We start from the raw sequence: 24154 nt of genomic DNA on the forward strand, positions 1-24154 counted from the left end.
TCAAGCGGCAGCGGTGGGTCAGGCGTCCGGCCAGCTCAGCTCGACGCAGAAGCCCGCTTCGACAGCCGGCAAGGTCATATGCCCGCCATGGGCCCGGACCACCAGGTCGGCCAGCACCAGCCCCAGCCCCTTGGAGCTGCCATCGGCGCCATAGTCCTGCCGCGCCAGCGCGGCCCGCAGTGACTGCAGTTTTTCAGGGAGACAGCCTTCGCCATCGTCCTGCAGGCGCAGCCGGTTCATGCCGTCGGCCTGGGTCACGCTCAGCTGCACCTGCCGGGCCTGATGGCGCTGCGCGTTGTCGAGCAGGTTGAACAGCACCGCCGCCAGCAGGTCCGGGTCGCCGCTGACTGAGCGCTCGGCCTGGATGTCGATCTGCAGCTCGCCAAAGGCCTGCGTGGGCAACAGATCGGCGACATCAATCAGTTGGCGCTGCGGCTCGCTGCCGCTGCGAAACATCGTCAGCAGCGCCTGCATGACGCGGCTGAGCCGGGTCGCCGCCTCGCGCGTGCGGGTCAGTCGCGGGCGCAGCGAATCAGGCGCCTCCTTGAGCGCGATCGCGAGCTGGGCATCGATGCCCGCCAATGGCGTGCGCAAGGCATGGGCGGCATGGGTCGTGAAGGCCCGCTCGGAGCTGATGCGCTGGGCCAGCCGTCGACCCAGGTCGCGGATCGCCTGCAGCATCGGCACCAGTTCGGCCCGTTCCGGCGACTGCGGCAGGGTCTCGGGCTGCAGCGGGTCGCAGGCCTGCACCGCCTTGGACAGACGGGCCAGCGGCTTGAGCTCGCGCCGCACCAGCAGATTGAGCAGCAGCGTGACCAGCAACCCCATCAGCAGGGTGGCAATCAGGGTGTAGCTCTCGGCCTCGGCGCGCGCTTCCACCCGCTCTTCCTCGCTTTGCGCCACCAGCAGGAAGTGGCCCGGATCGTTCTGGAAACCGAAACTGACCACGCGCCAGAGGCCGTCGGGCGTGTCGCGCGGCTCGGCGTCCAGCGTCAGCAGCAGCGCCTGGGCTGGCGCCTTGTGCGACTGGGCGACCAGAGCGCCGGTCTGGCGCTCGACGACCTGCCAGACCAGATGCTCCTCGTACTCGGAATGGACCTGCGCCATCGCCTGATCGAGCCCCTGCTGGTGCAACACGGCGATCACGCTGTGCAGGATCTCGGCCGACTCGCGCAGGCTCTGGTCCATCAGCTCGTCGACCTCGTGGTGCACCACCTGGCGCACCACGCCCGCCATCAGCAGCGCCCACAGCAAGGCCATGACCAGCAGCGAGCGCGTGACGCGCTGCAGGATCGAGGGCAGACCGGCAGATGGGATCATGGCTCAGGGCGCCGGGATGCGGTAGCCCAGCCCGCGCACGGTTTCGATCAGCGCCTTGCCGAGCTTGCTGCGCAGCTTGAAGACATGGACCTCGGTCGAGTTGCTGGCCAGCTCGCTGTCGAAGCCGAGCACCAGCGCCTCGAGATCGGCCTTGGAGACGATGCGCCCGGCGCGCAGCGCCAGCGCTTCAAGGATGGCCCATTCGCGCGCGGTCAGTTCGACGCCCTGCCCCTCGAACCAGGCGGCCTTGGCGTTGAGGTCGATCTCGACCGGGCCGAACGCCTTGCGCAGGGCACTGCCGGCGACCCGGCGCGAAATCGCGCGCAGGCGCGCGCTGAGCTCCTCGGGCGCAAACGGCTTGACCAGGAAATCGTCGGCACCGCTGTCGAGTCCCTCGATGCGGTCGGACAGCCGGTCGCGCGCGGTCAGCAGCAAGGCCGGCACCCGCAGGCCCTTGGCGCGCAGCGACCTCAGCCAGTCGATGCCGGAGCCGTCGGGCAGGTTCCAGTCCAGCAGCCAGGCGTCATAGGGTTCGCTGATCAGCGCCCTGGCCTGGGCCAGATTGCTGCACCAGTCGATCAGGTAGCCGTCGCTGCGCAGGTAGTCGCGCAGCCCCTCGCCCAGGGTGATGTCATCTTCCAGCAAAAGCAGTCGCATGCCGAAATGGTAGTTCAGTAGGGTTGCTTGACGCCGGTCACCATGGCCTTGACCAGGTTGACGCGCTCAAGTCGGCCCATCACGATGGCAGCGACGCCATGCAGGCCGGCGGCGATCAGCAGGCCGTTGGCCAGCCATTCGTGCAGCTCCATCAGCCATTCCTCGCCGAAATAGGCATCGGTGGTCTGCATCCAGCCCGTCAGCCCCAGCCCCAGCACGAAAGCCATCAGCGCCAGCATCATCAGCGCGCCGAGCGGATTGTGACCGGCGTACTGCGGGTGCTGGCCCTGGCTCAGCGCCTTGAAATGGCGGTACAGGCGACCCGGCGTGGGAAAGAAATCGGCAAAGCGCGCGTGCCGGCTGCCGACGAAGCCCCACAGCACCCGGGCCAGCACCAGCGCGCTGGCCAGATAACCGGTCCACTCATGGGCGGTCGCGCCGGCTTCCAGGATGAACTGGTTCAACAGCACGCAGCTCACCAAGCTCCAGTGGAACAGGCGAACGAACGGGTCCCAGACCTTGACGGCAGGGGCGAGAGCGGCTTGGTGGTCAGGTTTCATGGTCGGCAAGGGGTGCAGGGCAGAGGGCAGGAGTCAGGCGCGCGGGTCGATCACTTGCGCTCGAGTTCGGCGCCGGTGGCGGGATCGAAGTAGATCTCGACCTTCTTGCCGGCCTTGTCGAAACCGTAGATCTCGTAGCACTGGCCCTTGCTGACCTTGAAGGTCTTGATCTGGTAGCCCTGCTTCTCCATCTGGGCCTTGAAGTCGGCTTCCTTCATCCACTTGTCTTGCGGCACATTGCAAGTCGGGCCGGCGAAAGCGGCGGAGCCAGTCAGGGCCAGGACGATAGCAGCAATTTTCAGTTTCATGGTGTTTCCTTGCGGGGGGTGAATTCAGGGTTTTCAGGTGGGCCTCAAGGTCCACGCAATGGATTAGATGACCGCCACCTTAAGGTCAGATGAAGTGCGGCCTATCCGCTGGCGCGCCAACCCCGCTACCATTCATCACTTCGAGCCAGCCCCCGCGCTCGCCCCCATTCCTGGAGAACCGACCCCTCATGAGCAAGCTCCACGTCAACGGCCGCCAGCACCCGGTCGACATCGACCCCGGCACCCCCATTCTCTGGGCCCTGCGCGACTCGCTCGGCCTGACCGGTACCAAGTTCGGCTGCGGCGCGGCGCTGTGCGGCGCCTGCACCGTGCACCTCGACGGCCAGGCCGTCCGCTCCTGCGTCACGCCGATCTCGGCTGCCGCCGGCAAGAAGATCCGCACCATCGAAGCCACCACCGACGGCAGCGACAAGGTCGGCGCCGCCGTGCACGCGGCCTGGGTCAAGCACGACGTGGCGCAATGCGGCTACTGCCAGAGCGGCCAGATCATGAGCGCGACCGCCTTCCTCAAGTCCTTGCCACGCGGCAAGCAGCCCAGCGCCGCCGAGATCGACTCGGCCATGGCCGGCAACCTGTGCCGCTGCGGCACCTATGCCCGCATCCGCACCGCCGTGGCCGATGCCGCCCAGTCACTCGCCTGAAGGAATCGCCATGCTGACCCCGATCGATGCCATCCATCCCCACGAACTGCCGCGCGCGCTGCAGCAGCTGCTCGGCCGCAACCAGGCTGATGCCGCCGTCACGCTGCCGCGCCGGCGCTTTCTCAAGCTCGCCGGTGCCGGCGGGCTGGCGCTCGGCGCCTTCCCCCATCTGGCGTCGGCCCAGGCCGCTGCAGGCAGCGAGTCGGCCAGCGCGCTCAAACCCACCGAGCAGCCGTCAGCCTTCGTGCAGATCGCGCCCAACGGCGAAGTCACCGTGACCATCAACCGGCTGGAATTCGGCCAGGGCGTGCAGACCGCGCTGCCGATGATCCTGGCCGAGGAACTCGACGCCGACTGGAGCCGGGTGCGCAGCCGCCACGGCAGCAATGACGGCGCCTATGTCGACCCGCGCTTTGGCATGCACCTGACTGGCGGCTCGAACTCGATCAAGCACAGCTTCCTGCAATACCGCGAACTCGGCGCCCGCGCCCGCGCCATGCTGCTGGCCGCCGCCGCCGCGCGCTGGAACGTCGACGTCAGCCGCCTGCGCACCGAGTCCGGCCGCGTGATCGGCCCCAACGGGCGTCAGCTCGGCTACGGCGAACTGGCCGATGCCGCCATGGCCCTGCCGGTGCCGCAGCAGGTCAAGCTGAAGGACCCGAAGGAATTCCGCCTGATCGGCCGCCCGACCAACCGGCTCGACGCACGCGCCAAGAGCAGCGGACGCCAGGACTTCGGCATCGACATCCAGCGCCCCGGCCAGCTGACCGCGGTCGTGGCCCATCCGCCGGTGTTCGGCGCCCGGCTGGCTGCGCTCGATGACAGCGCGGCGCGCGCGATCAAGGGCGTCAAGGCCGTGCTGCGCGTGCCGACCGACCGCGGCGGCGAAGGCGTGGCGGTGATCGCCGACGGCTACTGGCCGGCCCGCCAGGGCCGCGCAGCGCTTCAGCTGCAGTGGGACAGCTCGGCAGTCGAGAAGGTCGACAGCGTGCGCCAGCTGGCCCAGTACCGCGAGCTGGCCGGCCAGCCCGGCCCGCGCCAGTTCGATGCCGACATGGCCCCGCTGGCCAGCGCGCCGCGCCAGATCGAAGCCGAGTTCGTCTTCCCCTACCTGGCCCATGCGCCAATGGAGCCGCTCAACTGCACCGTGGCGCTGTCGGACGCAGGCGCCGAGCTCTGGCTCGGCACCCAGTTCCCCGGCGTCGACGGCATGGCCGCCGCGCGCGTGCTGGGCCTCAAGCCCGAGCAGGTCAAGGTCAACGTGCAGATGGCCGGCGGCGGCTTCGGCCGCCGTGGCGTGCCCAGCAGCGACTACGTGGTCGAAGCCTGCGCCATCGCCAAGGCCGCGCGCAGCGCCGGCCTGAACGCGCCGCTGCGCATGATCTGGAGCCGCGAGGACGACATCCAGGGCGGCTACTACCGCCCGATGCACCTGCACCGCGCGCGCATCGGCTTCGACGAGCGCGGCCAGGTGCTGGCCTGGGACCATGTGCTGGTGGGCCAGTCGATCACGGCCGGCACTTTCTTCGAGGGCGCGATGACCAAGAACGGCATCGACGCCACCGCGATCGAGGGCATGCGCGAACCCTACGCGCTGCCGATGCGCCTGACGGTGCACCACCCCAAGCTCAACGTGCCGGTGCTCTGGTGGCGCAGCGTGGGCTCGACCCACACCGCCTTCGTGATGGAGACCCTGATCGACGAGATCGCCCGCGCCACCAAGCAGGACCCGGTGGCCTACCGCCTGCGTCTGTTCGGCGAGCAGCACCCGCGCCACCGCGCCGCGCTGCAGCTGGCGGTGGACCAGAGCGGCTACGGCAAGAAGACGCTCGCCAGCGGCCGCGCCTGGGGCGTGGCGGTGCACGAATCGTTCGAGTCGGTGGTGGCCTATGTGGTGGAAGCCTCGGTCAAGGACGGCCAACCGGTGCTGCACCGTGCCACCGCCGGCGTGCACTGCAACCTGGTGGTCAATCCGCGCACCGTGGAAGCCCAGGTCCAGGGCGCCGCGTTGATGGGCCTGTCGATGTGCCTGCCCGGCGCAGCGATCACGCTCAAGGACGGCGTGGTCGAGCAGAGCAACTTCAGCGACTTCGTGCTGCCGCGCATCAGCGACATGCCCGAGATCGCGGTCCACATCGTGCCGAGCGCGGAACCGCCGACCGGCATGGGAGAGCCCGGCCTGCCACCGCTGGCGCCCGCCTTCGCCAACGCACTGGCGCAACTGACCGGCAAGCCGCTGCGCGAGCTGCCGTTCAAGCTGGCCTGATGCGGCCGGCCAGCACAGCGCACGCTCAAGCGATGGAAGATCTCGACACCCAGGTCCTGCGCACCGCGCTGAGCTGGCAGGCTGCGGGCCTGCCCGTGGTGCTGATCACGGTCGCGCGGACCTGGGGCTCATCGCCACGGCCACCCGGCTCGCTGATGGCCATCAACTGCCGCGGCGAGACCGTCGGCTCGGTCTCGGGCGGCTGCATCGAGGACGACCTGATCCAGCGCATCCAGACTGGCGGCATCGAGGCCGTCTGCGCCAGCGAGCGGCCCGGCTTGCTGCGCTACGGCATCTCGGCCGACGAGGCGCACCGCTTCGGCCTGCCCTGCGGCGGCACGATCGAACTGGTGCTGGAGCCGGTCTCGGCGCGCAGCCGGCTGGCCGAACTGCTGCTGGCCTGCCAGCAACGCCGCAGCACCGAACGCGTGCTCGACCTGCAGACCGGCGCGGTCGAACTGCGCCCGGGCCGGCGCGACGGCCTGCCCCAGCTCGACGCGCACCAGCTCAGCAGCTGCCTGGGGCCGCAGGCACGGCTGGTCGTGATCGGTGCCGGCGACCTGTCGCGCTTTTTGTGCCAGATGGCGCTCGGGCTGGGCTTCGAGGTCATCGTCTGCGACCCGCGCGAGGAACAGCGCGCGAGCTGGCAGCTCGACGGCGTGCAGCTCAGCCGCGAGATGCCCGACGACCTGATCCTGCGGCTGCGGCCCGACGCGCGCACCGCCGTCGTGGCCGTGACGCACGACCCCAAGCTCGACGACCTGGCGCTGCTCGAGGCGCTGCAGTCCGAGGCCTTCTATGTCGGCGCGATCGGCTCGCGCCGCAACAGCGAGCTGCGCCGCGAGCGCTTGCGCACCCATTTCGACCTGCCGGAGGCGGCGCTGCAGGCGCTGCACGGGCCGGCCGGCCTCTACATCGGCAGCAAGACGCCGGCCGAGATCGCGCTCTCGATCATGGCCGAGGTGGTGGCGGTCAAGAACGGGCTGCAGCAGCCGGCGCCGACCCCGGTGCAGGCCGGCAAGTCGCAGCAGGACAGCACCGGGGCACCGACAGTGACCCCTGTGACCCAGACTGCCACGACCGCGTCGAGCTGCGCCTTCTAGCAGATGCCGGCAGCCACGCCGACACCCGTGCCAACACAGACATCGGCCCCAGCCACAGCCCAGGCACCCGCCCCGGTCGCCGCCACCATCCTGGCCGCAGGCCTGGGGCGCCGGCTCGGCGGGCGTCCCAAGGCAGCGCTGCAGATCGGCGGTCGCAGCCTGCTCGAACGCCTGGTCGATGCCCTGCGCGCAGCCGGCATCGAACCGATCCGGATCGTGCTCGGCCCCTATACCGAAACCCTGCTGCCGCTGGCGCAGCGCTGCGGGCTGCAGGTGCTGGCGCATGACCGGCCCGAGACCGGGCTGATCGACTCGCAGCGGCTGGCAATTGAGGCCCATCTGGCGCCAGGCCAGGCGCAGGGACGGGGCCAGTCCCCAGCGCCAGCTCAAGCTCAAGCTCAAGCTCAAGCTCAGGCGCCAGACCTGCTGCTGGTGCTGGCCGACCTGCCCTGGCTGCAGGCCGACCACGTGCGGGCGCTGCTCGAACACTGGCAGCGGCGTGCCGCCGGCATCGAGGCCCAGATGCCGCTGGTTGCCGGGGTGCGCGGCCATCCGGTGCTGCTGTCCTGGCAGGCGGTCGGGCAGATCAATGCCTTGGCGCAAGACGCCGGCATCCGCGACTGGCTCAAGGACCATCCCGGGTTGATCGGGCCCTTCATCAGCCAGCAGCGCGCCTATATCACCGACCTCGATACCCCTGCCGACTTGGCGGCGCTGGAGCAAGCCGTCTGGCCAGAACCGGTGCGCTGGCCTGCCCCCTGGGACCAGCCATGAAACCCTGATCCGAAGCCGAATTGTTGCTTTAAAAGCAACAACAACTTGCTTCAAACGCTATTTATCTATCTCGCGTTCAATTCTATAGTCGAGACATCGAACGGACGGACCCACAGGAACCGCCCCGATGCCACCCAGGGGCCAACAGCCCGGACGGTGGGGTATTGAACCTGTTCAAACCCTCGAAAGGAATCCACCATGAAGACTTCTTACTCTGCCACTCTGGCCCTGACGCTCGCCGCACTGGGCCTGTCGATGGCCCATGCCGGCGAGACCGAGATCGCTGCCAAGGCCCGGCAGACCCTGACGCAGGAGATGGGCGCGACAGCCAAGGACATGACGGTCGCGGTCGACGGCAACGGCGTCGCCACCCTGCAGGGCTGGGCCCAGGAGCCGAAGGATGTCAACCAGGCGCGCTACTTGGTCAGCCGCGTCGAAGGCGTCAAGACCGCCCACAGCACGGGCGTGCGCACCTGGTCCAGCACCGACAAGTATTGATCGACTGATTGACTGATCTCAGTTCCAGCCGATGACGTCGAAGCCCCGCTCCTGCAGGCAGCGCTGCACATAGTGCCGGTAGGTGGCATTGGGCCTTGCCTGCATCGCACCCGAGACCGCGCCGGCAGAGCCACCGACAGCGGCCCCGGCAGCGCCCGAGCGCAAGGCCCGCTCAGGGCCCTGGCCATAGACCAGCGCCCCGACCGCTGCAGCCACGCCACCGACCGCCGCGCCCTGGAGTGCCGATCGCCCGGCCGGGTTGTCCTGCTCCTGCGGCGTCAGGCCGGCATTGCGGGCGTTGTGCAGGCATTGGTCCACCTCGCGCTGGGCCTGGTCGGGCCCGACCCGGTTGAAGGTGGCATTGGGGTAGAGCACCGGCCGGGCCGAAGGGCTGGCAGGCCCGGTCGAGGCGCAGCCCGCCAGCAGCAAGGCAGCCAGCCAGGCGGGCAATGGACGAAGACGAATGACGGGCATGGTGGTCCCAATATACCCGCGCCGGTGCCGGCATTCAAGCGCGCTGGCAGGCCGGATTGATCCGGATCAAGGCCTGAGGTCGAGCGCAGCCGACCGGCGTGACAAAGCCCCTGTTTTGGGTTAAACCCGGGGTCAGAGCCGCAGTCCCTGCGCTCGCCGGATGTCTCGCAAGTCCACCCCACTCCAACAGGATTGATCCATGCGCACCATGAAAGCCGCCGTCTTCGTCGAACCCGGTCGTATCGAGCTGGTCGAGAAACGCATCCCCGACGTGGGACCCAACGATGCCCTGCTGCGCATCACGACCACGACCATCTGCGGCACCGACGTCCATATCCTCAAGGGCGAATACCCGGTCGCCAAGGGCCTGACGATCGGCCATGAGCCGGTCGGCGTGATCGAGAAGCTCGGCAGCGCCGTGACCGGCTACACCGAAGGTCAACGCGTGATCGCCGGCGCAATCTGCCCCAACTTCAACTCCTATGCGGCCCAGGATGGCGTGGCGTCCCAGGACGGCAGCTACCTGATCCCGGGCGGGCTGTGCGGCTGCCACGGCTACAAGGCGACGGCCGGCTGGCGCTTTGGCAACCTGATCGACGGCACCCAGGCCGAATATGTGCTGGTGCCCGACGCCCAGGCCAACCTGGCGCCTATCCCCGACGGCCTGACCGACGAGCAGGTGCTGATGTGCCCCGACATCATGTCGACCGGCTTCAAGGGCGCGGAAAACGCCAACATCCGGATCGGCGACACCGTGGTGGTGTTCGCCCAGGGCCCGATCGGCCTGTGCGCCACCGCCGGCGCGCGCCTGCTGGGCGCGACCACCATCATCGCGGTCGATGGCAACGACCACCGGCTCGGCATCGCGCAGCAGATGGGCGCCGACGTCACGCTGAACTTCAGGAACTGCGACGTGGTCGACGAGATCATGAAGCTGACCGGCGGGCGCGGCGCGGACTCCTCGATCGAGGCGCTCGGTACCCAGGCCACCTTCGAGTCGGCGCTGCGCGTGCTGAAACCCGGCGGCACGCTGTCGAGCCTGGGCGTCTATTCGGGCGACCTGACGATCCCGCTGTCGGCCTTCGCCGCCGGCCTGGGCGACCACCGCATCAACACCGCGCTGTGCCCGGGCGGCAAGGAACGCATGCGCCGCCTCATGAACGTGGTGGCATCGAACCGGGTCGACCTGGGCCTGCTGGTCACGCACCAGTACAAGCTCGACGACATCGTTGCTGCCTACGACCTGTTCGCGCACCAGCGCGACGGCGTGCTGAAAGTCGCGATCAAGCCGAACTGAGATGCCCAGTGCCCCAGCAAGCCGTCGCCAGGACGGCGAAACCGAGCTGAGTCCGCCCGAGCAGGCCTGGCCGGCACTGCGCCAGGCGGTCGATCCCTTCGGCATGCTGTCCACACCTTGGCGCGCGCAGCTGGCCTGGTGGACCCACCCACAGGACTTGCTGCAGCAGGCCAACGAATCCTGGCGCGAAGCGCTGGCGCTCTACGAGCATGGCGTGCAGCGGCTGCTCGGCGTGCAGCCGGACGATCCGGTCGCACCCAAGACCGAGGACGAGCGCTTCGCCGACCCGATCTGGCTCGAGTCGGCCGGCTTCGACCTCCTGAAGGAAGGCTTCCTGAGCCTGGACCACCGGTTGCGCACGCTGAACTACCAGGCACCCGGCCTGAGCCCGCACGAGCAGCAACAGGCCCATTTCTGGGTCCACAACTGGCTCAATGCGATCGCGCCGAGCAACTTCTTCTGGACCAACCCGAGCGCAATCCAGCGCGCGCTCGAAACCAGCGGCCAGAGCCTGCAGGCGGGCTGGGCCAATTGGCTGCGCGACCTGAAGGCAGGCAAGCTGCTGATGGTCGAACCGGACGCGTTCCAGGTCGGGCGTGACCTCGGCACCACGCCGGGCCAGGTGATCTGGCGCAACCGGCTGCTCGAGCTGATCCACTACGCGCCGGCTACCGAGCAGGTGCGTGCGCTGCCGCTCGTGATCTGCACGCCCTGGATCAACAAGTTCTACATCCTGGACCTCAACGAGCACAAGAGCCTGGTCAGGCATCTGACCGAGCAGGGCTTTTCCGTCTTCATCACGAGCTGGAAGAACCCGGGCGCCGAGCTGCAGGACCTCGGCTTCGACGACTACCTGCAAGAGGGGCTGGGCGAAGCGGTGCGCGTCGTGCGCGAGTTCTGCGGCGTGCCGCAGGTGCATCTGGTCGGCTACTGCATCGGCGGCACGCTGGCGGCGACCTACATGGCCTGGGCCAACCGGCATTATCCGGCCGAGCAGATGCCCGTCGCGCACTGGACCTTGCTGACCACACTGACCGACTTTGCCGAGCCCGGCGAGATCGGGGTCTTCATCGACGAGGACAGCCTGCGCACGCTCGACCAGCTGATGGCGCGCCAGGGCTACCTCGACGGCGAGGCGATGGCGCTGTCGTTCCGGCTGCTGCGCTCGAACAGCCTGATCTGGCATTACTGGGTGCACAGCTACCTGCTTGGCGAGCCGCTGCCGGCCTTCAACGTGCTGTTCTGGAACATGGACACCACCCGGATGCCGCGCGCGATGCACGCCTTCTACCTGCGCGAGATGTACCTGAAGAACCGGCTGGTGCAGCCCGATGCGCTCACCCTTGCGGGCGAGACTATCGACCTCGACCGCATCACCCAGCCGCTCTACGCGGTCAGCGCGCAGGACGACCATATCGCGCCTTGGCAGTCCTGCTACAAGATCCGCGAGTCGGTCAACCTGGCCGCACCGGTGCGCTTCGTGCTGTCGACCTCGGGCCATATCATGGGCATCGTCAATCCGCCGGTCAGCCCACCGAAACGGGCCTACTGGGTCGGCGAGCCCAGGCGCAATGACTCCAGCGAGCAATGGCTCGCGCAGTCGCCGAAGCAAGACGGCAGCTGGTGGCAGGACTGGACCGCCTGGCTGCACGCGCGCACCGGCGAGTGGGTGCCGGCCTACCCGGCCGCCAGCGCGCAGTTCCCGGCCCTGGGCCCGGCACCGGGCCAGTACGTGCTCGAAAAATAGCCGCCTGGCCGACTGAAACGGTTGCAGCGGCTGAAACGGCGCAGGGCTGGGCCGCTCAGCCGCTTCAGGCAGGAGGCTCAGTCGGTCTGGACCGGCGCGGCGCCGTTGAGCGCCTGGCTGACCTTGGCGCCGACCGGCAGGCGCCGGATGCACTTGAAGGTGCCGCTGGCGTGGCAGCAAAGCCCGCCCTCGGCATCGAACACGCTGGCCTCGACAAAGGCCATTGTCGCGCTGCGGTGCAGCACGCGGGCCTTGGCCAGCAGCGAGCCGCGCGCGGCCTGCATGAAGCTGGTCTTCATCTCGATCGTGACCGCGCCAAGCTCGGGGTGGCCGCTGCGCGCGGCATGGGCCATCGCGACATCGAGCAAGGTCATCAGCGCGCCGCCATGGACGACGCTGAAGCTGTTCTGGTGCTCGCTGCGGGCATCGAAGCGGATCTCGGCCTCGTCGTTCTCCCAGCGCAGCAGCTCGAAACCCAGCAGCTCGACAAAGGGGATGTGAACGGGGAATTCCATGTCAGGTTCCGGTGACTTGATTGAGGGTTGGATGGCGCCCGAGCATAGCGCAAGCCCGGTGGCGACGGCCCGATCAGAGCCCGACATAGGGCCGACGTCGGGCCGAAACAGGCCGACAAGAATCCGGCCCGCGCCAAGACCCAGGACCTCTCAGACCTCAAGCCACTCGCGCCGGACCGCGGGATTGGCCAGCAGTTGCGCCGGCGTGCCGTCGAAGACCACCCGGCCCTGCCCCATCACGAGCGCGCGCTGCGAGACGGCCAGCGCGATCGCGAGCTTTTGCTCGACCAGCAGGATCGCCAGGCCCTCGCGCTGCAGCTGCTGCAAGAAGGCGCCGACCTGCTCGACCAGCTGCGGCGCCAGACCCTCGGTCGGCTCGTCGACCAGGATCAGCTGTGGCTCGCCCAGCAGCGTGCGGCACAGCGTCAACATCTGCTGCTCGCCGCCCGAGAGTCGGCCGGCCTCGGTCTGGCGCCGCGCGCCGAGCGGCGGAAACAGGGCGTAGACATCGTCCAGCCGCCAGCGGCCGGACTTGCCGCGCTGGCGCCCAAGCAGCAGATTCTGCTCGACGGTGAGGCGCGGAAAGATCGCCCGGTCCTCGGGCACATAGCCGATGCCGGCGCGCGCGATCTCGAAGGTGCGCCGGCCCCGGATCGAGCGGCCGCGCCAGTGGATCTCGCCCTGGCAGTCGACCAGACCCATGATGGCGCGCGCCGTGGTCGAACGCCCGGAGCCGTTGCGCCCGAGCAGCGCGACGATCTCGCCGGCGCCGACTGCAAGATCGACGCCGTGCAGCACATGGCTCTTGCCATACCAGGCCTGCAGGCCGCGCACTTGCAGCAGCGGTGCAGTCGCGCCAGATGCGGATGCGGATGCTGGATGCGGGGTGAGGTGGTCGCTCATGGCTGCTCCAACGGGGGCAAGGCCCCGAGATAGGCCTGCTGGACCCGGGCGTCGGCGCGGATCTCGGCCGGCGTACCGAAGGCGATCAGCTCGCCCTGCGCCAGCACCGCGATCCGGTCGGCCAGGCCGAACACCACACCCATGTCGTGCTCGACCATCAGCAGCGTCTTGCCGGCACTCAAGTCACGGATCAGGTCGATGCAGCGCGCGGTCTCGCTGCGGCTCATGCCGGCGGTCGGCTCGTCGAGCAGGATCACTTGCGCCCCGCCCGCGACCGTGACACCGATCTCGAGCGCGCGCTGTTCGGCATAGCTCAGGTTGGCGGCGGCCAAGTCGCGCCGGGATTCGAGCTGGAGCCGGGCCAGCAGCGCCTCGGCGCGCCGATTCAGCTCGCGCAGCCGCGACAGCGGGCGCCAGCAGCTATAGCCCAGCCCCAGGCTCCAGAACATGGCGCAGCGCAGGTTGTCGAACACGCTCAGGCGCGGGAACAGGTGGCTGACCTGGAAGCTGCGCGCCAGGCCCAGGCGGCTGATCTGGTGCGGGCGCAAGCCGTCGATACGCCGGCCCTCAAGCCAGATCCGGCCGGCACTGGCGGCCTCGCGCCCGCTGAGCAGGTTAAACAGCGTCGACTTGCCAGCGCCATTGGGGCCGATCAGCGCGACGCGCTCGCCGCGCGCGATCGACAGCGTCACCTCGCGCAACACCTCGATGCGGCCGAAGCGCTTGGACAGGCCCTCGACGGCGAGCACGGTATCGTCGCGACTCATTGCTGCCTCCCGGAACGGCCCAGCCAGCGGCCCCAACCCCAGCCCGCCAGCAGCACCGCCGCAGCACCGAGCCAGCTGGCCGGACTCGCACTGTCGAGCCGCAGTCCGAAATAGCGGAACTCGCCGCCGATCACGGCTTCGAGTTCAAGGCGATACAACAGCTCGACCAGGGCGCAGCCGCCCAGCAGGGCCAGCACACCGGCGCCCGCTCGCGCCAGCGCGCCCGGCAGCCAGAGCGCGGGACTACGCCCCCGGACCAGGGCCCAGCCCTGGGCAATCAATCCGGCCAGGCCCTGCGGTGCGCGCATGACCATGAACAGGAACAGCAGGCCCAAATAAAGCGGCCAGGCTGGCGTCCATTCGGACAGCAGCGCGCTGCTGATGACCCACAACGCCGCACCCAACACAGGCCCGAGAAAATAGCCGGCGCCGCCGAGGAAGGTGAACAGCAGCCAGGACGCCGAGCGCTGCGCGCCCAGCACCTCGGCGCTGGCGATCTCGAAATGCAGCGCCGCCAACCCGCCCGCGATGCCAGCGAAGAAACCCGCGCCCAGGAAGGCCAGGAAGCGCACCGCATGCGGGTCGTAGCCGACGAAGGCCGCACGCTCGGCGTTGTCGCGCACGGCGTTCAGCATGCGCCCGAGCGGCGTGAAATGGAAGCCGCGCAGCAGCGCCGCGCAGACCAGGGCATAGAGCGCGCAGAGGTAATAGACCTCGATCTGCGGCCCGAAGCTGATGCCGAACCAGGCCGGCCCCAGCACCCGGTTGGCCGAAATGCCCGCCTCGCCGCCGAACAGCAGCGGGAACATCAGCGCGGCAGCCGCGACCAGCTCGCCCAGGCCCAGCGTGATCATCGCGAACGGCGTGCCCGACTGGCGCGTGCTGGCCCAGCCCAGCGGCAGCGCCAGCACCAGCCCGGCCAGGCCACCGACCAGCGGCACCAGGCTGACCGGCAGCACCAGCCAGCCCGCCGCGAGCGCCTGCAGCGCGTGGATGGCGGCATAGCAGCCCAGTCCGGTGTAGACCGCATGGCCGAAACTCAACATGCCACCCTGGCCGAACAGCAGGTTGTAGGACAGGCAGGCAATCGCCGCGATCGCCCCTTGCGTCAGCAGCGCCAGCGCGGCGTTGCCGGGCCACAGCAGCGGCGCGACCAGCAGCGCGAGGGCCGCCAGCGCCCAGGCCAATTTTTCCGCGCGCATCAGGCTGTCCTGCGACCGAACAGGCCGCTGGGGCGCCACAGCAGCACCAGCACCAGCAGCAGATAGGGCAGGATCGGCGCGACCTGCGCCAGACCGATCGAGGGCAGCAGCCTGAAGTCGTAGGCCACCGCGAAGGTCTGGACCAGCGCGATCAGGAGCGAAGCCAGGAAAGCCCCGGTCAGCGAGCCGAGCCCGCCGACCACGACCACGACGAAGATCACCGGCCCGACCGCCGCGGCCATGCCGGGCTCGGTCACGAAGGTGCTGCCGCCGACCACGCCAGCCAGGCCGGCCAGCGCCGCGCCAGCGCCGAACACGCCCATGAAGACACGCGGCAGGTCATGGCCGAGCGCCTCGACCATCTCGGGGTGGGTCAGCGCCGCCTGCACCACCAGGCCGATCCGGGTCCGGTGCAACAGCCAGCCCAGCGCGAGCAGGATCAGCAGCGCAACCGCCACGATGAAGACCCGCGTGGCCGGAAACGGGTGACACAGCACGCCAGGCGCACGGCAGACCGCCGCGCCGGCAGCGCCCCAGACCAGGTGCGCGCCGCGCTCGAGCTCCTGCACCAGCGTGAAGGCCGGCCCCTGCAGCAGCGCGGGCGGCTGGAAGTCCAGCGGCGCGCGGCCCCAGACCAGCTGCACCAGCTCGAGCAGGACATAGGACAGGCCGAAGGTCACCAGCAGCTCGGCCACATGGCCATGCCGGTGCACGCGGCGCAGGCAGGCCGACTCGAACCAGGCGCCAAGCAGACCGACCGCCAGCGGCGCCAGCAGCAACGCCGGCCAGAAGCCGAGCCGCGCCGACAGCGCCGCGCCGAAATAGGCCCCGAGCAGGTAGAAACTGGCATGGGCGAAGTTGAGCACCCCCATCATGCTGAAGATGAGGGTCAGACCGGAACTCAGCATGAACAGCAGCAAGCCGTAGCTGATGGCGTTGAGCAAGGCAATGACAAAAGATTCCACGGGACGGCATTCCGGGCCAGCCAATGCCAGCCCCGCCGGGTTTTTACCATGACCATCTGGTGCGCAAGGCCTCCCGGGCCGCCCGACAATGCGCTCATGCAACTTCAAGTCAGCCGATTCGAGGGTCTGGGCGATGCCTTCCACACCCGCCTGCCCGCCACGCCGCTGCCTTCCCCGCACTGGGTCGGCTGGAGCGCCGAGGCCGCGGCCCTGCTGGGCCTGGCGCCCGAACTGCCGCAGGACGAGGCCCTGCTGCAGCGGCTCAGCGGCAACCCGGTGCCGAACATGCCGGACGACCTGATGCCGCTCGCCAGCGTCTACAGCGGGCACCAGTTCGGCCACTGGGCCGGCCAGCTCGGCGACGGCCGCGCACTGCTGCTGGGCGAGCATGAAGGCCCGCAGGGCCGGCACGAGGTCCAGCTCAAGGGCGCCGGGCGTACGCCCTACTCGCGCGGCGGCGACGGCCGTGCGGTGCTGCGCAGCTCGATCCGCGAATTCCTCTGCAGCGAAGCCATGCACGCGCTCGGCATCCCGACCACGCGCGCGCTCTGCGTCACCGGCTCGCCGGCTCCGGTGCGCCGCGAAACAGTCGAGACCGCCGCCGTCGTCACCCGGCTGGCACCGAGCTTCATCCGCTTCGGCCATTTCGAGCATTTCAGCCACGGCGGCCGGCATCAGGAGTTGCGCCAGTTGGCCGACTTCGTCATCGACCAGTTCTACCCCGAATGCCGGCAGGCCGATGGCAACCCCTATGCCGCGCTGCTGGCAGCCGTGACCCGGCGCAGCGCCGAGCTGGTCGCGCAGTGGCAGGCGGTGGGCTTCTGCCACGGCGTGCTCAACACCGACAACATGAGCATCCTGGGGCTGACGCTGGACTACGGCCCGTTCCAGTTCCTCGACGGCTTCGACCCCGGCCATGTCTGCAACCACAGCGACCAGAGCGGGCGCTATGCCTACTCGCGCCAGCCCAACATCGTCTACTGGAACCTGTTCTGCCTGGGCCAGGCGCTGCTGCCGCTGCTCGACGACACCCAGCAGGCGCTCGACGCGCTCGAGCCCTACAAGACCCTGTTCCCGACTGCCTTGCAGCGGCGCATGAACGACAAGCTGGGCCTGGCCGAGCTGCGCGAAGGCGATGACACCCTGACCGAGGACCTGCTGCAGCTGCTGAGCCGCGAGCGCACCGACTACACCATCTTCTGGCGCCGCCTGAGCCTGGCACAGGCCGCCAGCGCGGACTATGCCGGCCAGACCAAACCATCGTTCCCATACAGCACCGCCCAGCCGCCAGGCCACGCCTGGCAACCGGTGCGTGACCTGTTCCTGCAACCCGATGGCTTCGACAGCTGGTGGACGCGCTGGCAGCAGCGCCTGGCGACCGATGCCGGCCCTGCCTGCGATCCGGCCAGCCAGCTGGACCGGGTGAGCCAGCGCATGCTGCGCGCCAACCCCAGGGTCGTGCTGCGCAACCACCTGGGCGAGCTCGCGATCCGCCAGGCCAAGGCAGGCAACCTGTCGGCACTGCAACGCCTGCAAGCTGCGCTGGCCCGGCCCTACGATGAAATGCGTGGCAGCGAGGACTTGGCCGATTTTCCACCCGACTGGGCCGCTACCATCAGCATCAGCTGCTCGTCCTGAAGCAGTGAATGCCTGCATCCCTGACATCCCGCCTGCGGGCGCCGCCAAGACTTGACGACGCTCGCCCCTGTCCCAACCTCAGCCTAGCCCACCCATGACCTACCCCGTAGAAAAGACCGACGCCGAATGGCGCGCCCTACTCGCCGCCAAGGACGCCGAGCCCATGGCCTATTTCGTCACCCGCCAGGCCGCCACCGAGCGACCCCACACCGGCAAGTACGACCAGGTCTGGGCCGACGGCAGCTACCACTGCATCTGCTGCGGCCAGCAGCTGTTCGAGTCCGAGACCAAGTTCGATGCCGGCTGCGGCTGGCCCAGCTTCAACGAGTCGCTGGCCGGCGCGATCGAGGAAAAGGTCGACCACGCCCACGGCATGATCCGGGTCGAGACCGTCTGCAGCGGCTGCGGCGCCCACCTGGGCCATGTGTTCGAGGACGGCCCGGCGCCGACCGGACTGCGTTACTGCATGAATTCGGCGGCGCTGGACTTCAAGTCGCGATAATCGCTGCCATGCGTTTCCTGATCGACTTCTTCCCCATCCTGCTGTTCTTCGGCGCCTACAAGCTGCACGACATCTATGTCGGCACGGCGGTGCTGATGGCGGCCACCGTGCTGCAAAGCGTCCTCATCTACGCGATTGATCGCCGGCTGCAGACCATGCAGAAGGCGACCCTGGCGCTGGTGCTGCTGTTCGGCGCGCTGACCCTGGGCCTGCATGACGAGCGCTTCATCAAGTGGAAGCCGACCGTGCTCTACGTCGGCATGGCGCTGGGCCTGGCCGCCGCGCTCTGGGGCTGGCAAAAGAACGTGCTGCAACTGCTGCTGGGCAGCCAGCTGCGGCTGCCCAGCGCCGTCTGGGGCCGCCTGACCGTGGCCTGGATCCTGTATTTTCTGTTCATGGCCGCCAGCAACGCCTATGTCGCAGCCTATTACTCGACCGAGGCCTGGATGGACTTCAAACTCTGGGGCTATGCCTTCCCGATTCTGTTCATTGTCGGCCAGGGCCTGTATGTCGCCCGCTATCTGAAGGATGAGCACCGCCCATGAGCCATATACCGACCGCCGCCGCCATCGAAGCGCATCTGCGCGCGCAACTCGAGCCCAGCGCGCTCGAGGTCGAGGACCAGAGCGCCGCCCATGCCGGCCATTCCGGCGCCAACGGACTGGGCTGGGGCACGCATTTTCGCGTCGCCATCGCCTCGCCGCGCTTCCAAGGCCTGAGCCGGGTCGCGGCCCATCGGCTTGTGTATGATGCGCTGTCGCCTTTCATCGCCGCCGGCCTGCATGCGGTCGCGATCGAAATCAAGCGCTGATCCCGTCTTCCTTCGTCACACCAGCATGAAAAAAGTCCTGACCGCCGTGGCCCTGGCCACGATCCTGAGCGCATCCGCCTGGGCGCAAAACCTGGCCGTCGTCAACGGCAAGGCCGTCCCCTCCTCGCGCGCCGAGGCCATGGCAGCACAGATCGAGCAATCCGGCCGTCCGGTCGACGAGGCCACCCTGGGCCAGATCAAGGACCACCTGACCAAGCTCGAGGTCTTCGCGCAGGCGGCCGAACAGCAAGGCATCAAGGCCAAGCCCGAATACAAGCAGGCGGCCGAACTCGCGCTGCAGCAGGTGCTGGTCAACGAGCTGTTCATCCAGTTCCAGCGCAAGAACCCGGTCAGCGAGGCCGAGATCAAGGCCGAGTACGACAAGTTCGTCGCCAGCAACACCGGCAAGGAATTCCGCGCCCGCCATATCCTGGTCGAGACCGAAGCCGAAGCCCAGGCCCTGATCGCGCAGATCAAGGGCGGCGCCTCGTTCGAGGAGCTGGCCAAGAACAAGTCCAAGGACCCGGGCTCCGGCGCCAACGGCGGCGACCTCGACTGGGCCAACCCGAGCAACTACGTGCCCGAGTTCTCTGCCGCGATGCAACAGCTCGACAAGGGCCAGCTCACCGACGCGCCGGTCAAGAGCCAGTTCGGCTGGCACATCATCCGCGTCGATGACATCCGCACCGCGCAACTGCCCCCGATCGAGCAGTTCAAGCCCCAGATCCAGCAGCATCTGGGCCAGCAAAAGCTGACTCAGTACCGCGAACAGCTGCTCAAGGCCGCCAAGCGCAGCAATGCGCCGGCCAGCATCAACGGCAAGCCGCTGTCCAAGGCCCGCATCGACGCCATGCTGGCACAGCTCGAGCGCAGCGGCCGTCCGGTCGACGACCAGGTCAAGGCACAGGTCACCGAGCACCTGCTCGACCTCGAGACCTTCGTCCAGGCCGCCGGCCAGCAGGGCATCAAGGCCGGCAAGGGCTACGAGCAGAAAGCCACCATCGCGCTGCAGCAGGTCATGGCCGCGATGATGTTCGCCGAGCAGCAGAAGAAGACCCAGGTCAGCGACGCCGACGTCAAGTCCGAGTACGACCGCTTCGCCGCTGGCAACCCGGGCCAGCAACTGCCCCCGCTCGATCAGATCAAGCCGCAGATCGTCCAGGCACTGGCCCAGCAGAAGGTCATGGAATACCAGGAAAACCTGATCAAGAAGGCGCGCGTGCAGTAAGCCTGGCGCCCCCCGATGCAAAACAGCCCTGATCAGGGCTGTTTTGCTTGGTGGATCAGCCAGCCCGCGCCAAGGCGGGGCCAGCTGGCAAGGCGCTTTCAGTGCACCACGCGCCCGAACTGGAACTGGCCCGGCGCCGTGATCGGGTCGACATCGACCGGGATCTCGCTCTGGGGCGCGAACTTGCCTTCCAGGATCAGCCTGGAGAGCGGATTCTCGATCCGCTGCTGGATCGCGCGCTTCAGGGGCCGGGCACCAAACACCGGGTCAAAGCCGACCTTGGCCAGCTCCTCCAGCGCCGCCTCGCTGACCTGCAGATGCAGGTCGAGCTTGGCCAGCCGCTCGGTCAGCACCCGGAGCTGGATGCGGGCGATCGCGGCGATATGCGCGGCGTCCAGGCCGTGGAACACCACGGTCTCGTCGATCCGATTCAGGAACTCGGGCCGGAAATGGGCCTTGAGCTCGCCCCAGACCGCATCCTTGATGTCCTCGGCGTCCTGGCCGACCATGGCCTGGATCAGCTGCGAGCCGATGTTGGACGTCATCACGATCACCGCGTTCTTGAAGTCGACCGTACGGCCCTGGCCGTCGGTCAGGCGCCCGTCGTCGAGCACCTGCAGCAGCACGTTGAACACATCCGGGTGCGCCTTCTCGACCTCGTCGAGCAGGATCACGCTGTAGGGCTTGCGCCGCACTGCCTCGGTCAGGTAGCCGCCCTCGTCGTAGCCGACATAGCCGGGCGGCGCGCCGATCAGCCGTGACACCGAATGCTTCTCCATGAACTCGCTCATGTCGATGCGGATCAGGTGGTCCTCGCTGTCGAACAGGAAGCCGGCCAGCGCCTTGCACAGCTCGGTTTTTCCGACGCCGGTCGGGCCCAGGAACAGGAATGAACCTAGCGGCCGGTTCGGATCGGACAGGCCCGCGCGCGAACGCCGGATCGCGTTGGCCACGGCCTGGATCGCCTCGTGCTGGCCGACCACGCGCTCGTGCAGCTTGTCCTCCATCGCCAGCAGCTTGTCGCGCTCGCCCTGCATCAGCTTGGAGACCGGAATGCCGGTGGCGCGCGCCACCACCTCGGCGATCTCCTCGGCGCCGACCTGGGTCCGCAGCAACTTGGGGCGCTTGGCGGTTTCGGGGCCGGCAGCCTCCTTGGCCTGGGCCTCCTTCAGGCGCTTTTCCAGCTCGGGCAGCTTGCCGTACTGCAGCTCGGAGACCCGGTTGAAATCGCCCTTGCGCTTCCAGTCCTCGATCTCGAGCTTGACGCGCTCGACCTCCTCGCGCACCGCGCCCGAGGTCTGGACGCTGGCCTTCTCGGCCTTCCAGATCTGGTCCAGGTCGTCATACTCGCGCTGCAGCTTTTCGAGCTCCTCCTCGATCAGCGCCAGCCGCTTCTTCGAGGCCTCGTCCTTCTCGCGCTTGACCGCCTCGCGCTCGATCTTGAGCTGGATCATGCGGCGGTCCAGCTTGTCCATCACCTCGGGCTTGGAGTCGAGCTCGATCTTGATCTTGGCCGCCGCCTCGTCGATCAGGTCGATCGCCTTGTCGGGCAGGAAGCGGTCCGTGATGTAGCGGTGGCTCAGCTCGGCCGCAGCGACGATGGCCGGGTCGGTGATGTCGACGTTGTGGTGCTTCTCGTAGCGCTCCTGCAAGCCGCGCAGGATCGCGATCGTGTCCTCGACGCTGGGCTCGTCGACCAGCACCTTCTGGAAGCGGCGCTCGAGCGCGGCGTCCTTCTCGATGTACTTGCGGTATTCGTCCAGCGTGGTCGCGCCGATGCAGTGCAGCTCGCCGCGTGCCAGGGCGGGCTTGAGCATGTTGCCGGCGTCCATCGCGCCCTCGGCCTTGCCGGCGCCGACCATGGTGTGCAGCTCGTCGATGAACAGGATGATGCGGCCCTCGTCCTGCGCGACTTCCTTCAGCACGGCCTTGAGGCGCTCCTCGAACTCGCCGCGGAACTTGGCGCCGGCCAGCAGGCCCGCCATGTCGAGCACCAGCACCCGCTTTTCGCGCAGCGTATCGGGCACCTCGCCGTTGACGATGCGCTGGGCCAGGCCCTCGACGATCGCGGTCTTGCCGACGCCGGGCTCGCCGATCAGCACCGGATTGTTCTTGCTGCGGCGCTGCAGCACCTGGATAGCACGCCGGATCTCGTCGTCGCGCCCGATCACCGGGTCGAGCTTGCCTTCTCTAGCGCGCTCGGTCAGATCCAGCGTGTATTTCTTCAGCGCCTCGCGCTGGCCTTCGGCTTCGGGGTTGTCCACGCTCTGTCCTCCACGCACCGCGACAATCGCGGCTTCCAGGGTCTTGCGCTGCAGGCCGGCCTGGCGCGCGGCGGCAGCCAGATCGGTCTTGCTGTCGGCCAGCGCCAGCAGGAAGGATTCGCTGGCGACGAACTGGTCACCGCGCTTGATCGCGTCCTTCTCGGCCGCCTGCAGCAGGCTGACCATGTCGCGTCCGACCTGGACCTGCTCCTGGCCCTGCACCTGCGGCAGCTTCTTGATCGCCGCGTCAGCCGCCTGGGCCAGCGCCGGCAGGTTGACGCCGGCGCGCTGCAGCAGCGACCGGGGGCCATCCTGCTGCGCCAGCATGGCCGCCAGCACATGGGCCGGCTCGATATAGGCGTGGTCCTGGCCCAGTGCCAGGGTCTGGGCTTCGCCCAGCGCCTCCTGGAATTTGGTGGTGAGTTTGTCAGCTCGCATCAAAGCCCTCCGTGATGAATCATTGTGCAGGACTTGGGGGCCGGTGGCGAGGATTTCAAGCCAAGCGCGCGCCTGTATTGACCCAGTGAAAAACTGCTCAGGTGTTATCGTTGAAGGAAAGACAGATGAGCACCCTGATGGAAGACGACATCAAACGCTGGACGGCCAAGCGCAAGACGGCCCTGGTTCTGGACATCATTCAAGGCAAGACCACGGTGGCCGAGGCCAGCCGGGCCTACGACCTGACTCCGTCGGAGGTCGATGCCTGGGTTGAGGAAGGCAAGCGCGGCATGGAGAACGCGCTGCGCAGCAAGCCGCTGGAAGTCAAGGAGCAGTACGAGCGCCAGGTGCGTGAGCTGCAGGAAGCCTACGGTGAAGCGATGCTGGAGTTGCGCGCCAGAAAAAAGCTGGCCTCCCTGCTGGGCAACGAGGACGAGAAATGATTCTGGCCCTCCAGCAGGGATTGAAGGATGACGGCACCGAGGTCAGCCTGGTCAAGCTGTGCCGGTGGTTCGATGTGCCCCGGCGCAGCGTGTACTACCGGCCCTGCAAGACGGTGCCCAAGCTACAGGAGTGCTTCGTCGCGCCGATCAAGGCCCTGATCGAGGAACACCCCTCGTTCGGCTACCGGACGATGGCGCACCTACTGCGAATGAACAAGAATACGGTGCAACGCGTCTTCCAGCTCAAGGGCTGGCAGGTGCGCAAGCGTCCGGTGGGCTTTCGGCCCCGCATCCAGGCCCTGCCGTCGGTGGCCAAGGCGCCCAACGAGCGCTTGGCGACCGATCTGTGCCGGGTCTGGACGGGCCGTGATGGCTGGGCCAGCCTGGCACTGGTCATCGACTGTCACACGCGTGAACTGCTGGGTTGGCACTTGAGCCGCAGTGGACGATCCAAGACGGCAGAGTCGGCACTGGAGCAAGCCCTGATCGCCCGCTACGGTTGCCTGGGCAAGGTGGACAAGCCCTTTCTGCTGCGCTCGGACAACGGCCTGGTATTCACCAGCCGCAGCTATACGGCGCTGGTCAAAAGCTACGGGCTGCAGCAGGAATTCATCACCCCGTACAGCCCGGAACAGAACGGCATGGTCGAGCGCGTCATCCGCACGCTCAAGGACCAGTGCGCGCACCGCCACCGCTTCGAGACCCTGCAGCACGCCAGCCGGGTCATCGGAGACTGGATCGGCTTCTACAACCATCAGCGCCCTCACCAGGCGCTGAACATGAAGACCCCCGCTAACAACGGCTAACACAAC

General features: G+C 68.1%; 24 protein-coding genes and 1 pseudogene. 14 read left to right on the forward strand and 11 right to left on the reverse strand.

Going from position 1 to position 24154, the window contains the following annotated elements; all coding sequences use genetic code 11:
• Nucleotides 1-18 precede the first annotated feature (18 nt).
• The 4 genes from C6P61_RS14960 to C6P61_RS14975 are packed head-to-tail and all read right to left on the reverse strand — an operon-like array spanning nt 19 to nt 2845.
• The gene (locus C6P61_RS14960) at nt 19-1320 is read right to left on the reverse strand and encodes a sensor histidine kinase (RefSeq protein WP_105730731.1); all 1302 of its coding nucleotides are present in this window, start codon (nt 1318-1320) and stop codon (nt 19-21) included.
• Nucleotides 1321-1323: 3 nt separating this feature from the next.
• Entirely contained in the window at nt 1324-1977 is a 654-nt protein-coding gene (locus tag C6P61_RS14965) for a response regulator transcription factor (RefSeq protein WP_105730732.1), read from the reverse strand.
• 14 nt (nt 1978-1991) lie between these two features.
• Nucleotides 1992-2537, reverse strand: a complete 546-nt coding sequence (locus tag C6P61_RS14970; protein ID WP_105730733.1) for a cytochrome b/b6 domain-containing protein — start codon at nt 2535-2537, stop codon at nt 1992-1994.
• 50 nt (nt 2538-2587) lie between these two features.
• On the reverse strand, nt 2588-2845 hold the full coding sequence (locus tag C6P61_RS14975) for a PepSY domain-containing protein (protein WP_105730734.1): 258 nt from the start codon (nt 2843-2845) through the stop codon (nt 2588-2590).
• Nucleotides 2846-3033: 188 nt separating this feature from the next.
• On the opposite strand from C6P61_RS14975, the gene C6P61_RS14980 reads away from it, so the two are divergent.
• From C6P61_RS14980 to C6P61_RS15000, 5 genes are all read left to right on the forward strand, one after another.
• Nucleotides 3034-3507: a (2Fe-2S)-binding protein gene (locus C6P61_RS14980; RefSeq protein ID WP_105730735.1), complete on the forward strand. Its 474-nt coding sequence runs from the start codon at nt 3034-3036 to the stop codon at nt 3505-3507.
• A 10-nt stretch (nt 3508-3517) separates the two neighbouring features.
• Nucleotides 3518-5773, forward strand: a complete 2256-nt coding sequence (locus C6P61_RS14985; protein WP_105730736.1) for a xanthine dehydrogenase family protein molybdopterin-binding subunit — start codon at nt 3518-3520, stop codon at nt 5771-5773.
• Nucleotides 5774-5805: 32 nt separating this feature from the next.
• The gene (locus C6P61_RS14990) at nt 5806-6876 is read left to right on the forward strand and encodes an XdhC family protein (RefSeq protein ID WP_105730737.1); all 1071 of its coding nucleotides are present in this window, start codon (nt 5806-5808) and stop codon (nt 6874-6876) included.
• A gap of 27 nt (nt 6877-6903) precedes the next feature.
• Nucleotides 6904-7650 (forward strand): nucleotidyltransferase family protein, encoded by a 747-nt coding sequence (locus C6P61_RS14995; RefSeq protein WP_170067399.1) that lies wholly within the window; start codon nt 6904-6906, stop codon nt 7648-7650.
• Nucleotides 7651-7848: 198 nt separating this feature from the next.
• Complete coding sequence (locus C6P61_RS15000) at nt 7849-8148, forward strand: BON domain-containing protein (protein WP_105730739.1); 300 nt, start codon at nt 7849-7851, stop codon at nt 8146-8148.
• A gap of 18 nt (nt 8149-8166) precedes the next feature.
• On the opposite strand, the gene C6P61_RS15005 is transcribed toward C6P61_RS15000, so the two are convergent.
• On the reverse strand, nt 8167-8622 hold the full coding sequence (locus tag C6P61_RS15005; protein WP_105730740.1) for a glycine zipper family protein: 456 nt from the start codon (nt 8620-8622) through the stop codon (nt 8167-8169).
• A 199-nt stretch (nt 8623-8821) separates the two neighbouring features.
• Between C6P61_RS15005 and C6P61_RS15010 the strand changes: the two genes are divergently transcribed.
• Nucleotides 8822-9919 (forward strand): NAD(P)-dependent alcohol dehydrogenase, encoded by a 1098-nt coding sequence (locus C6P61_RS15010; RefSeq protein WP_105730741.1) that lies wholly within the window; start codon nt 8822-8824, stop codon nt 9917-9919.
• A gap of 1 nt (nt 9920) precedes the next feature.
• The gene (locus tag C6P61_RS15015; RefSeq protein ID WP_105730742.1) at nt 9921-11666 is read left to right on the forward strand and encodes a PHA/PHB synthase family protein; all 1746 of its coding nucleotides are present in this window, start codon (nt 9921-9923) and stop codon (nt 11664-11666) included.
• A 77-nt stretch (nt 11667-11743) separates the two neighbouring features.
• Here C6P61_RS15015 and C6P61_RS15020 read toward each other — a convergent pair whose 3' ends face one another.
• From C6P61_RS15020 to C6P61_RS15040, 5 genes are all read right to left on the reverse strand, one after another.
• A complete protein-coding gene (locus C6P61_RS15020) occupies nt 11744-12181 on the reverse strand; it encodes a PaaI family thioesterase (RefSeq protein ID WP_105730743.1) in 438 nt (145 codons plus the stop codon).
• Nucleotides 12182-12331: 150 nt separating this feature from the next.
• Nucleotides 12332-13024: an ABC transporter ATP-binding protein gene (locus tag C6P61_RS15025; protein WP_105730757.1), complete on the reverse strand. Its 693-nt coding sequence runs from the start codon at nt 13022-13024 to the stop codon at nt 12332-12334.
• A 56-nt stretch (nt 13025-13080) separates the two neighbouring features.
• A complete protein-coding gene (locus C6P61_RS15030) occupies nt 13081-13851 on the reverse strand; it encodes an ABC transporter ATP-binding protein (RefSeq protein WP_105730744.1) in 771 nt (256 codons plus the stop codon).
• Nucleotides 13848-15053, reverse strand: a complete 1206-nt coding sequence (locus C6P61_RS15035) for a branched-chain amino acid ABC transporter permease (RefSeq protein WP_105730745.1) — start codon at nt 15051-15053, stop codon at nt 13848-13850. Before C6P61_RS15035 ends, C6P61_RS15030 begins: the two co-directional genes overlap by 4 nt.
• On the reverse strand, nt 15053-16018 hold the full coding sequence (locus C6P61_RS15040; protein ID WP_105730746.1) for a branched-chain amino acid ABC transporter permease: 966 nt from the start codon (nt 16016-16018) through the stop codon (nt 15053-15055). Before C6P61_RS15040 ends, C6P61_RS15035 begins: the two co-directional genes overlap by 1 nt.
• A gap of 96 nt (nt 16019-16114) precedes the next feature.
• Between C6P61_RS15040 and C6P61_RS15045 the strand changes: the two genes are divergently transcribed.
• The 5 genes and pseudogenes from C6P61_RS15045 to C6P61_RS18390 form a co-directional block, all read left to right on the forward strand.
• Nucleotides 16115-17656 carry a protein adenylyltransferase SelO gene (locus C6P61_RS15045; RefSeq protein WP_105730747.1) on the forward strand — a complete coding sequence of 514 codons (1542 nt, stop codon included), beginning with the start codon at nt 16115-16117 and terminating at the stop codon, nt 17654-17656.
• 94 nt (nt 17657-17750) lie between these two features.
• Nucleotides 17751-18158 carry a peptide-methionine (R)-S-oxide reductase MsrB gene (msrB, locus tag C6P61_RS15050; protein ID WP_105730748.1) on the forward strand — a complete coding sequence of 136 codons (408 nt, stop codon included), beginning with the start codon at nt 17751-17753 and terminating at the stop codon, nt 18156-18158.
• Nucleotides 18159-18166: 8 nt separating this feature from the next.
• Nucleotides 18167-18703 carry a septation protein A gene (locus C6P61_RS15055; protein WP_105730749.1) on the forward strand — a complete coding sequence of 179 codons (537 nt, stop codon included), beginning with the start codon at nt 18167-18169 and terminating at the stop codon, nt 18701-18703.
• The gene (locus tag C6P61_RS15060) at nt 18700-18969 is read left to right on the forward strand and encodes a BolA family protein (RefSeq protein WP_105730750.1); all 270 of its coding nucleotides are present in this window, start codon (nt 18700-18702) and stop codon (nt 18967-18969) included. Before C6P61_RS15055 ends, C6P61_RS15060 begins: the two co-directional genes overlap by 4 nt.
• Before the next feature lie 25 nt (nt 18970-18994).
• Nucleotides 18995-19759, forward strand: a pseudogene (locus tag C6P61_RS18390) (foldase protein PrsA); the annotation flags it as partial.
• A 536-nt stretch (nt 19760-20295) separates the two neighbouring features.
• Here the strand turns inward: C6P61_RS18390 and clpB are convergent.
• The gene (gene clpB, locus C6P61_RS15070) at nt 20296-22899 is read right to left on the reverse strand and encodes an ATP-dependent chaperone ClpB (protein WP_105730752.1); all 2604 of its coding nucleotides are present in this window, start codon (nt 22897-22899) and stop codon (nt 20296-20298) included.
• Between the two features lie 125 nt (nt 22900-23024).
• Between clpB and C6P61_RS15075 the strand changes: the two genes are divergently transcribed.
• Together C6P61_RS15075 and C6P61_RS15080 are read left to right on the forward strand one after the other, a co-directional pair.
• Nucleotides 23025-23342: a DUF1153 domain-containing protein gene (locus C6P61_RS15075; RefSeq protein ID WP_105730753.1), complete on the forward strand. Its 318-nt coding sequence runs from the start codon at nt 23025-23027 to the stop codon at nt 23340-23342.
• A complete protein-coding gene (locus C6P61_RS15080) occupies nt 23339-24148 on the forward strand; it encodes an IS3 family transposase (RefSeq protein WP_105730754.1) in 810 nt (269 codons plus the stop codon). The genes C6P61_RS15075 and C6P61_RS15080 overlap by 4 nt, the downstream gene beginning before the upstream one ends.
• The last annotated feature ends 6 nt before the right edge of the window (nt 24149-24154 follow it).

The sequence above is a fragment of the Malikia spinosa genome (assembly GCF_002980625.1).
Classification (GTDB): Bacteria; Pseudomonadota; Gammaproteobacteria; order Burkholderiales; family Burkholderiaceae_C; genus Malikia; species Malikia spinosa.

Excerpts from the sequence above, each read along its gene's own strand:
- C6P61_RS14960 (WP_105730731.1), bottom strand. The coding sequence starts at position 1,320 with ATGATCCCATCTGCCGGTCTGCCCTCGATCCTGCAGCGCGTCACGCGC.
- C6P61_RS14965 (WP_105730732.1), bottom strand. The coding sequence starts at position 1,977 with ATGCGACTGCTTTTGCTGGAAGATGACATCACCCTGGGCGAGGGGCTG.
- C6P61_RS14970 (WP_105730733.1), bottom strand. The coding sequence starts at position 2,537 with ATGAAACCTGACCACCAAGCCGCTCTCGCCCCTGCCGTCAAGGTCTGG.
- C6P61_RS14975 (WP_105730734.1), bottom strand. The coding sequence starts at position 2,845 with ATGAAACTGAAAATTGCTGCTATCGTCCTGGCCCTGACTGGCTCCGCC.
- C6P61_RS14980 (WP_105730735.1), top strand. The coding sequence starts at position 3,034 with ATGAGCAAGCTCCACGTCAACGGCCGCCAGCACCCGGTCGACATCGAC.
- C6P61_RS14985 (WP_105730736.1), top strand. The coding sequence starts at position 3,518 with ATGCTGACCCCGATCGATGCCATCCATCCCCACGAACTGCCGCGCGCG.
- C6P61_RS14990 (WP_105730737.1), top strand. The coding sequence starts at position 5,806 with ATGGAAGATCTCGACACCCAGGTCCTGCGCACCGCGCTGAGCTGGCAG.
- C6P61_RS15000 (WP_105730739.1), top strand. The coding sequence starts at position 7,849 with ATGAAGACTTCTTACTCTGCCACTCTGGCCCTGACGCTCGCCGCACTG.
- C6P61_RS15005 (WP_105730740.1), bottom strand. The coding sequence starts at position 8,622 with ATGCCCGTCATTCGTCTTCGTCCATTGCCCGCCTGGCTGGCTGCCTTG.
- C6P61_RS15010 (WP_105730741.1), top strand. The coding sequence starts at position 8,822 with ATGCGCACCATGAAAGCCGCCGTCTTCGTCGAACCCGGTCGTATCGAG.
- C6P61_RS15015 (WP_105730742.1), top strand. The coding sequence starts at position 9,921 with ATGCCCAGTGCCCCAGCAAGCCGTCGCCAGGACGGCGAAACCGAGCTG.
- C6P61_RS15020 (WP_105730743.1), bottom strand. The coding sequence starts at position 12,181 with ATGGAATTCCCCGTTCACATCCCCTTTGTCGAGCTGCTGGGTTTCGAG.
- C6P61_RS15030 (WP_105730744.1), bottom strand. The coding sequence starts at position 13,851 with ATGAGTCGCGACGATACCGTGCTCGCCGTCGAGGGCCTGTCCAAGCGC.
- C6P61_RS15035 (WP_105730745.1), bottom strand. The coding sequence starts at position 15,053 with ATGCGCGCGGAAAAATTGGCCTGGGCGCTGGCGGCCCTCGCGCTGCTG.
- C6P61_RS15045 (WP_105730747.1), top strand. The coding sequence starts at position 16,115 with ATGCAACTTCAAGTCAGCCGATTCGAGGGTCTGGGCGATGCCTTCCAC.
- msrB (WP_105730748.1), top strand. The coding sequence starts at position 17,751 with ATGACCTACCCCGTAGAAAAGACCGACGCCGAATGGCGCGCCCTACTC.
- C6P61_RS15055 (WP_105730749.1), top strand. The coding sequence starts at position 18,167 with ATGCGTTTCCTGATCGACTTCTTCCCCATCCTGCTGTTCTTCGGCGCC.
- C6P61_RS15060 (WP_105730750.1), top strand. The coding sequence starts at position 18,700 with ATGAGCCATATACCGACCGCCGCCGCCATCGAAGCGCATCTGCGCGCG.
- clpB (WP_105730752.1), bottom strand. The coding sequence starts at position 22,899 with ATGCGAGCTGACAAACTCACCACCAAATTCCAGGAGGCGCTGGGCGAA.
- C6P61_RS15075 (WP_105730753.1), top strand. The coding sequence starts at position 23,025 with ATGAGCACCCTGATGGAAGACGACATCAAACGCTGGACGGCCAAGCGC.
- C6P61_RS15080 (WP_105730754.1), top strand. The coding sequence starts at position 23,339 with ATGATTCTGGCCCTCCAGCAGGGATTGAAGGATGACGGCACCGAGGTC.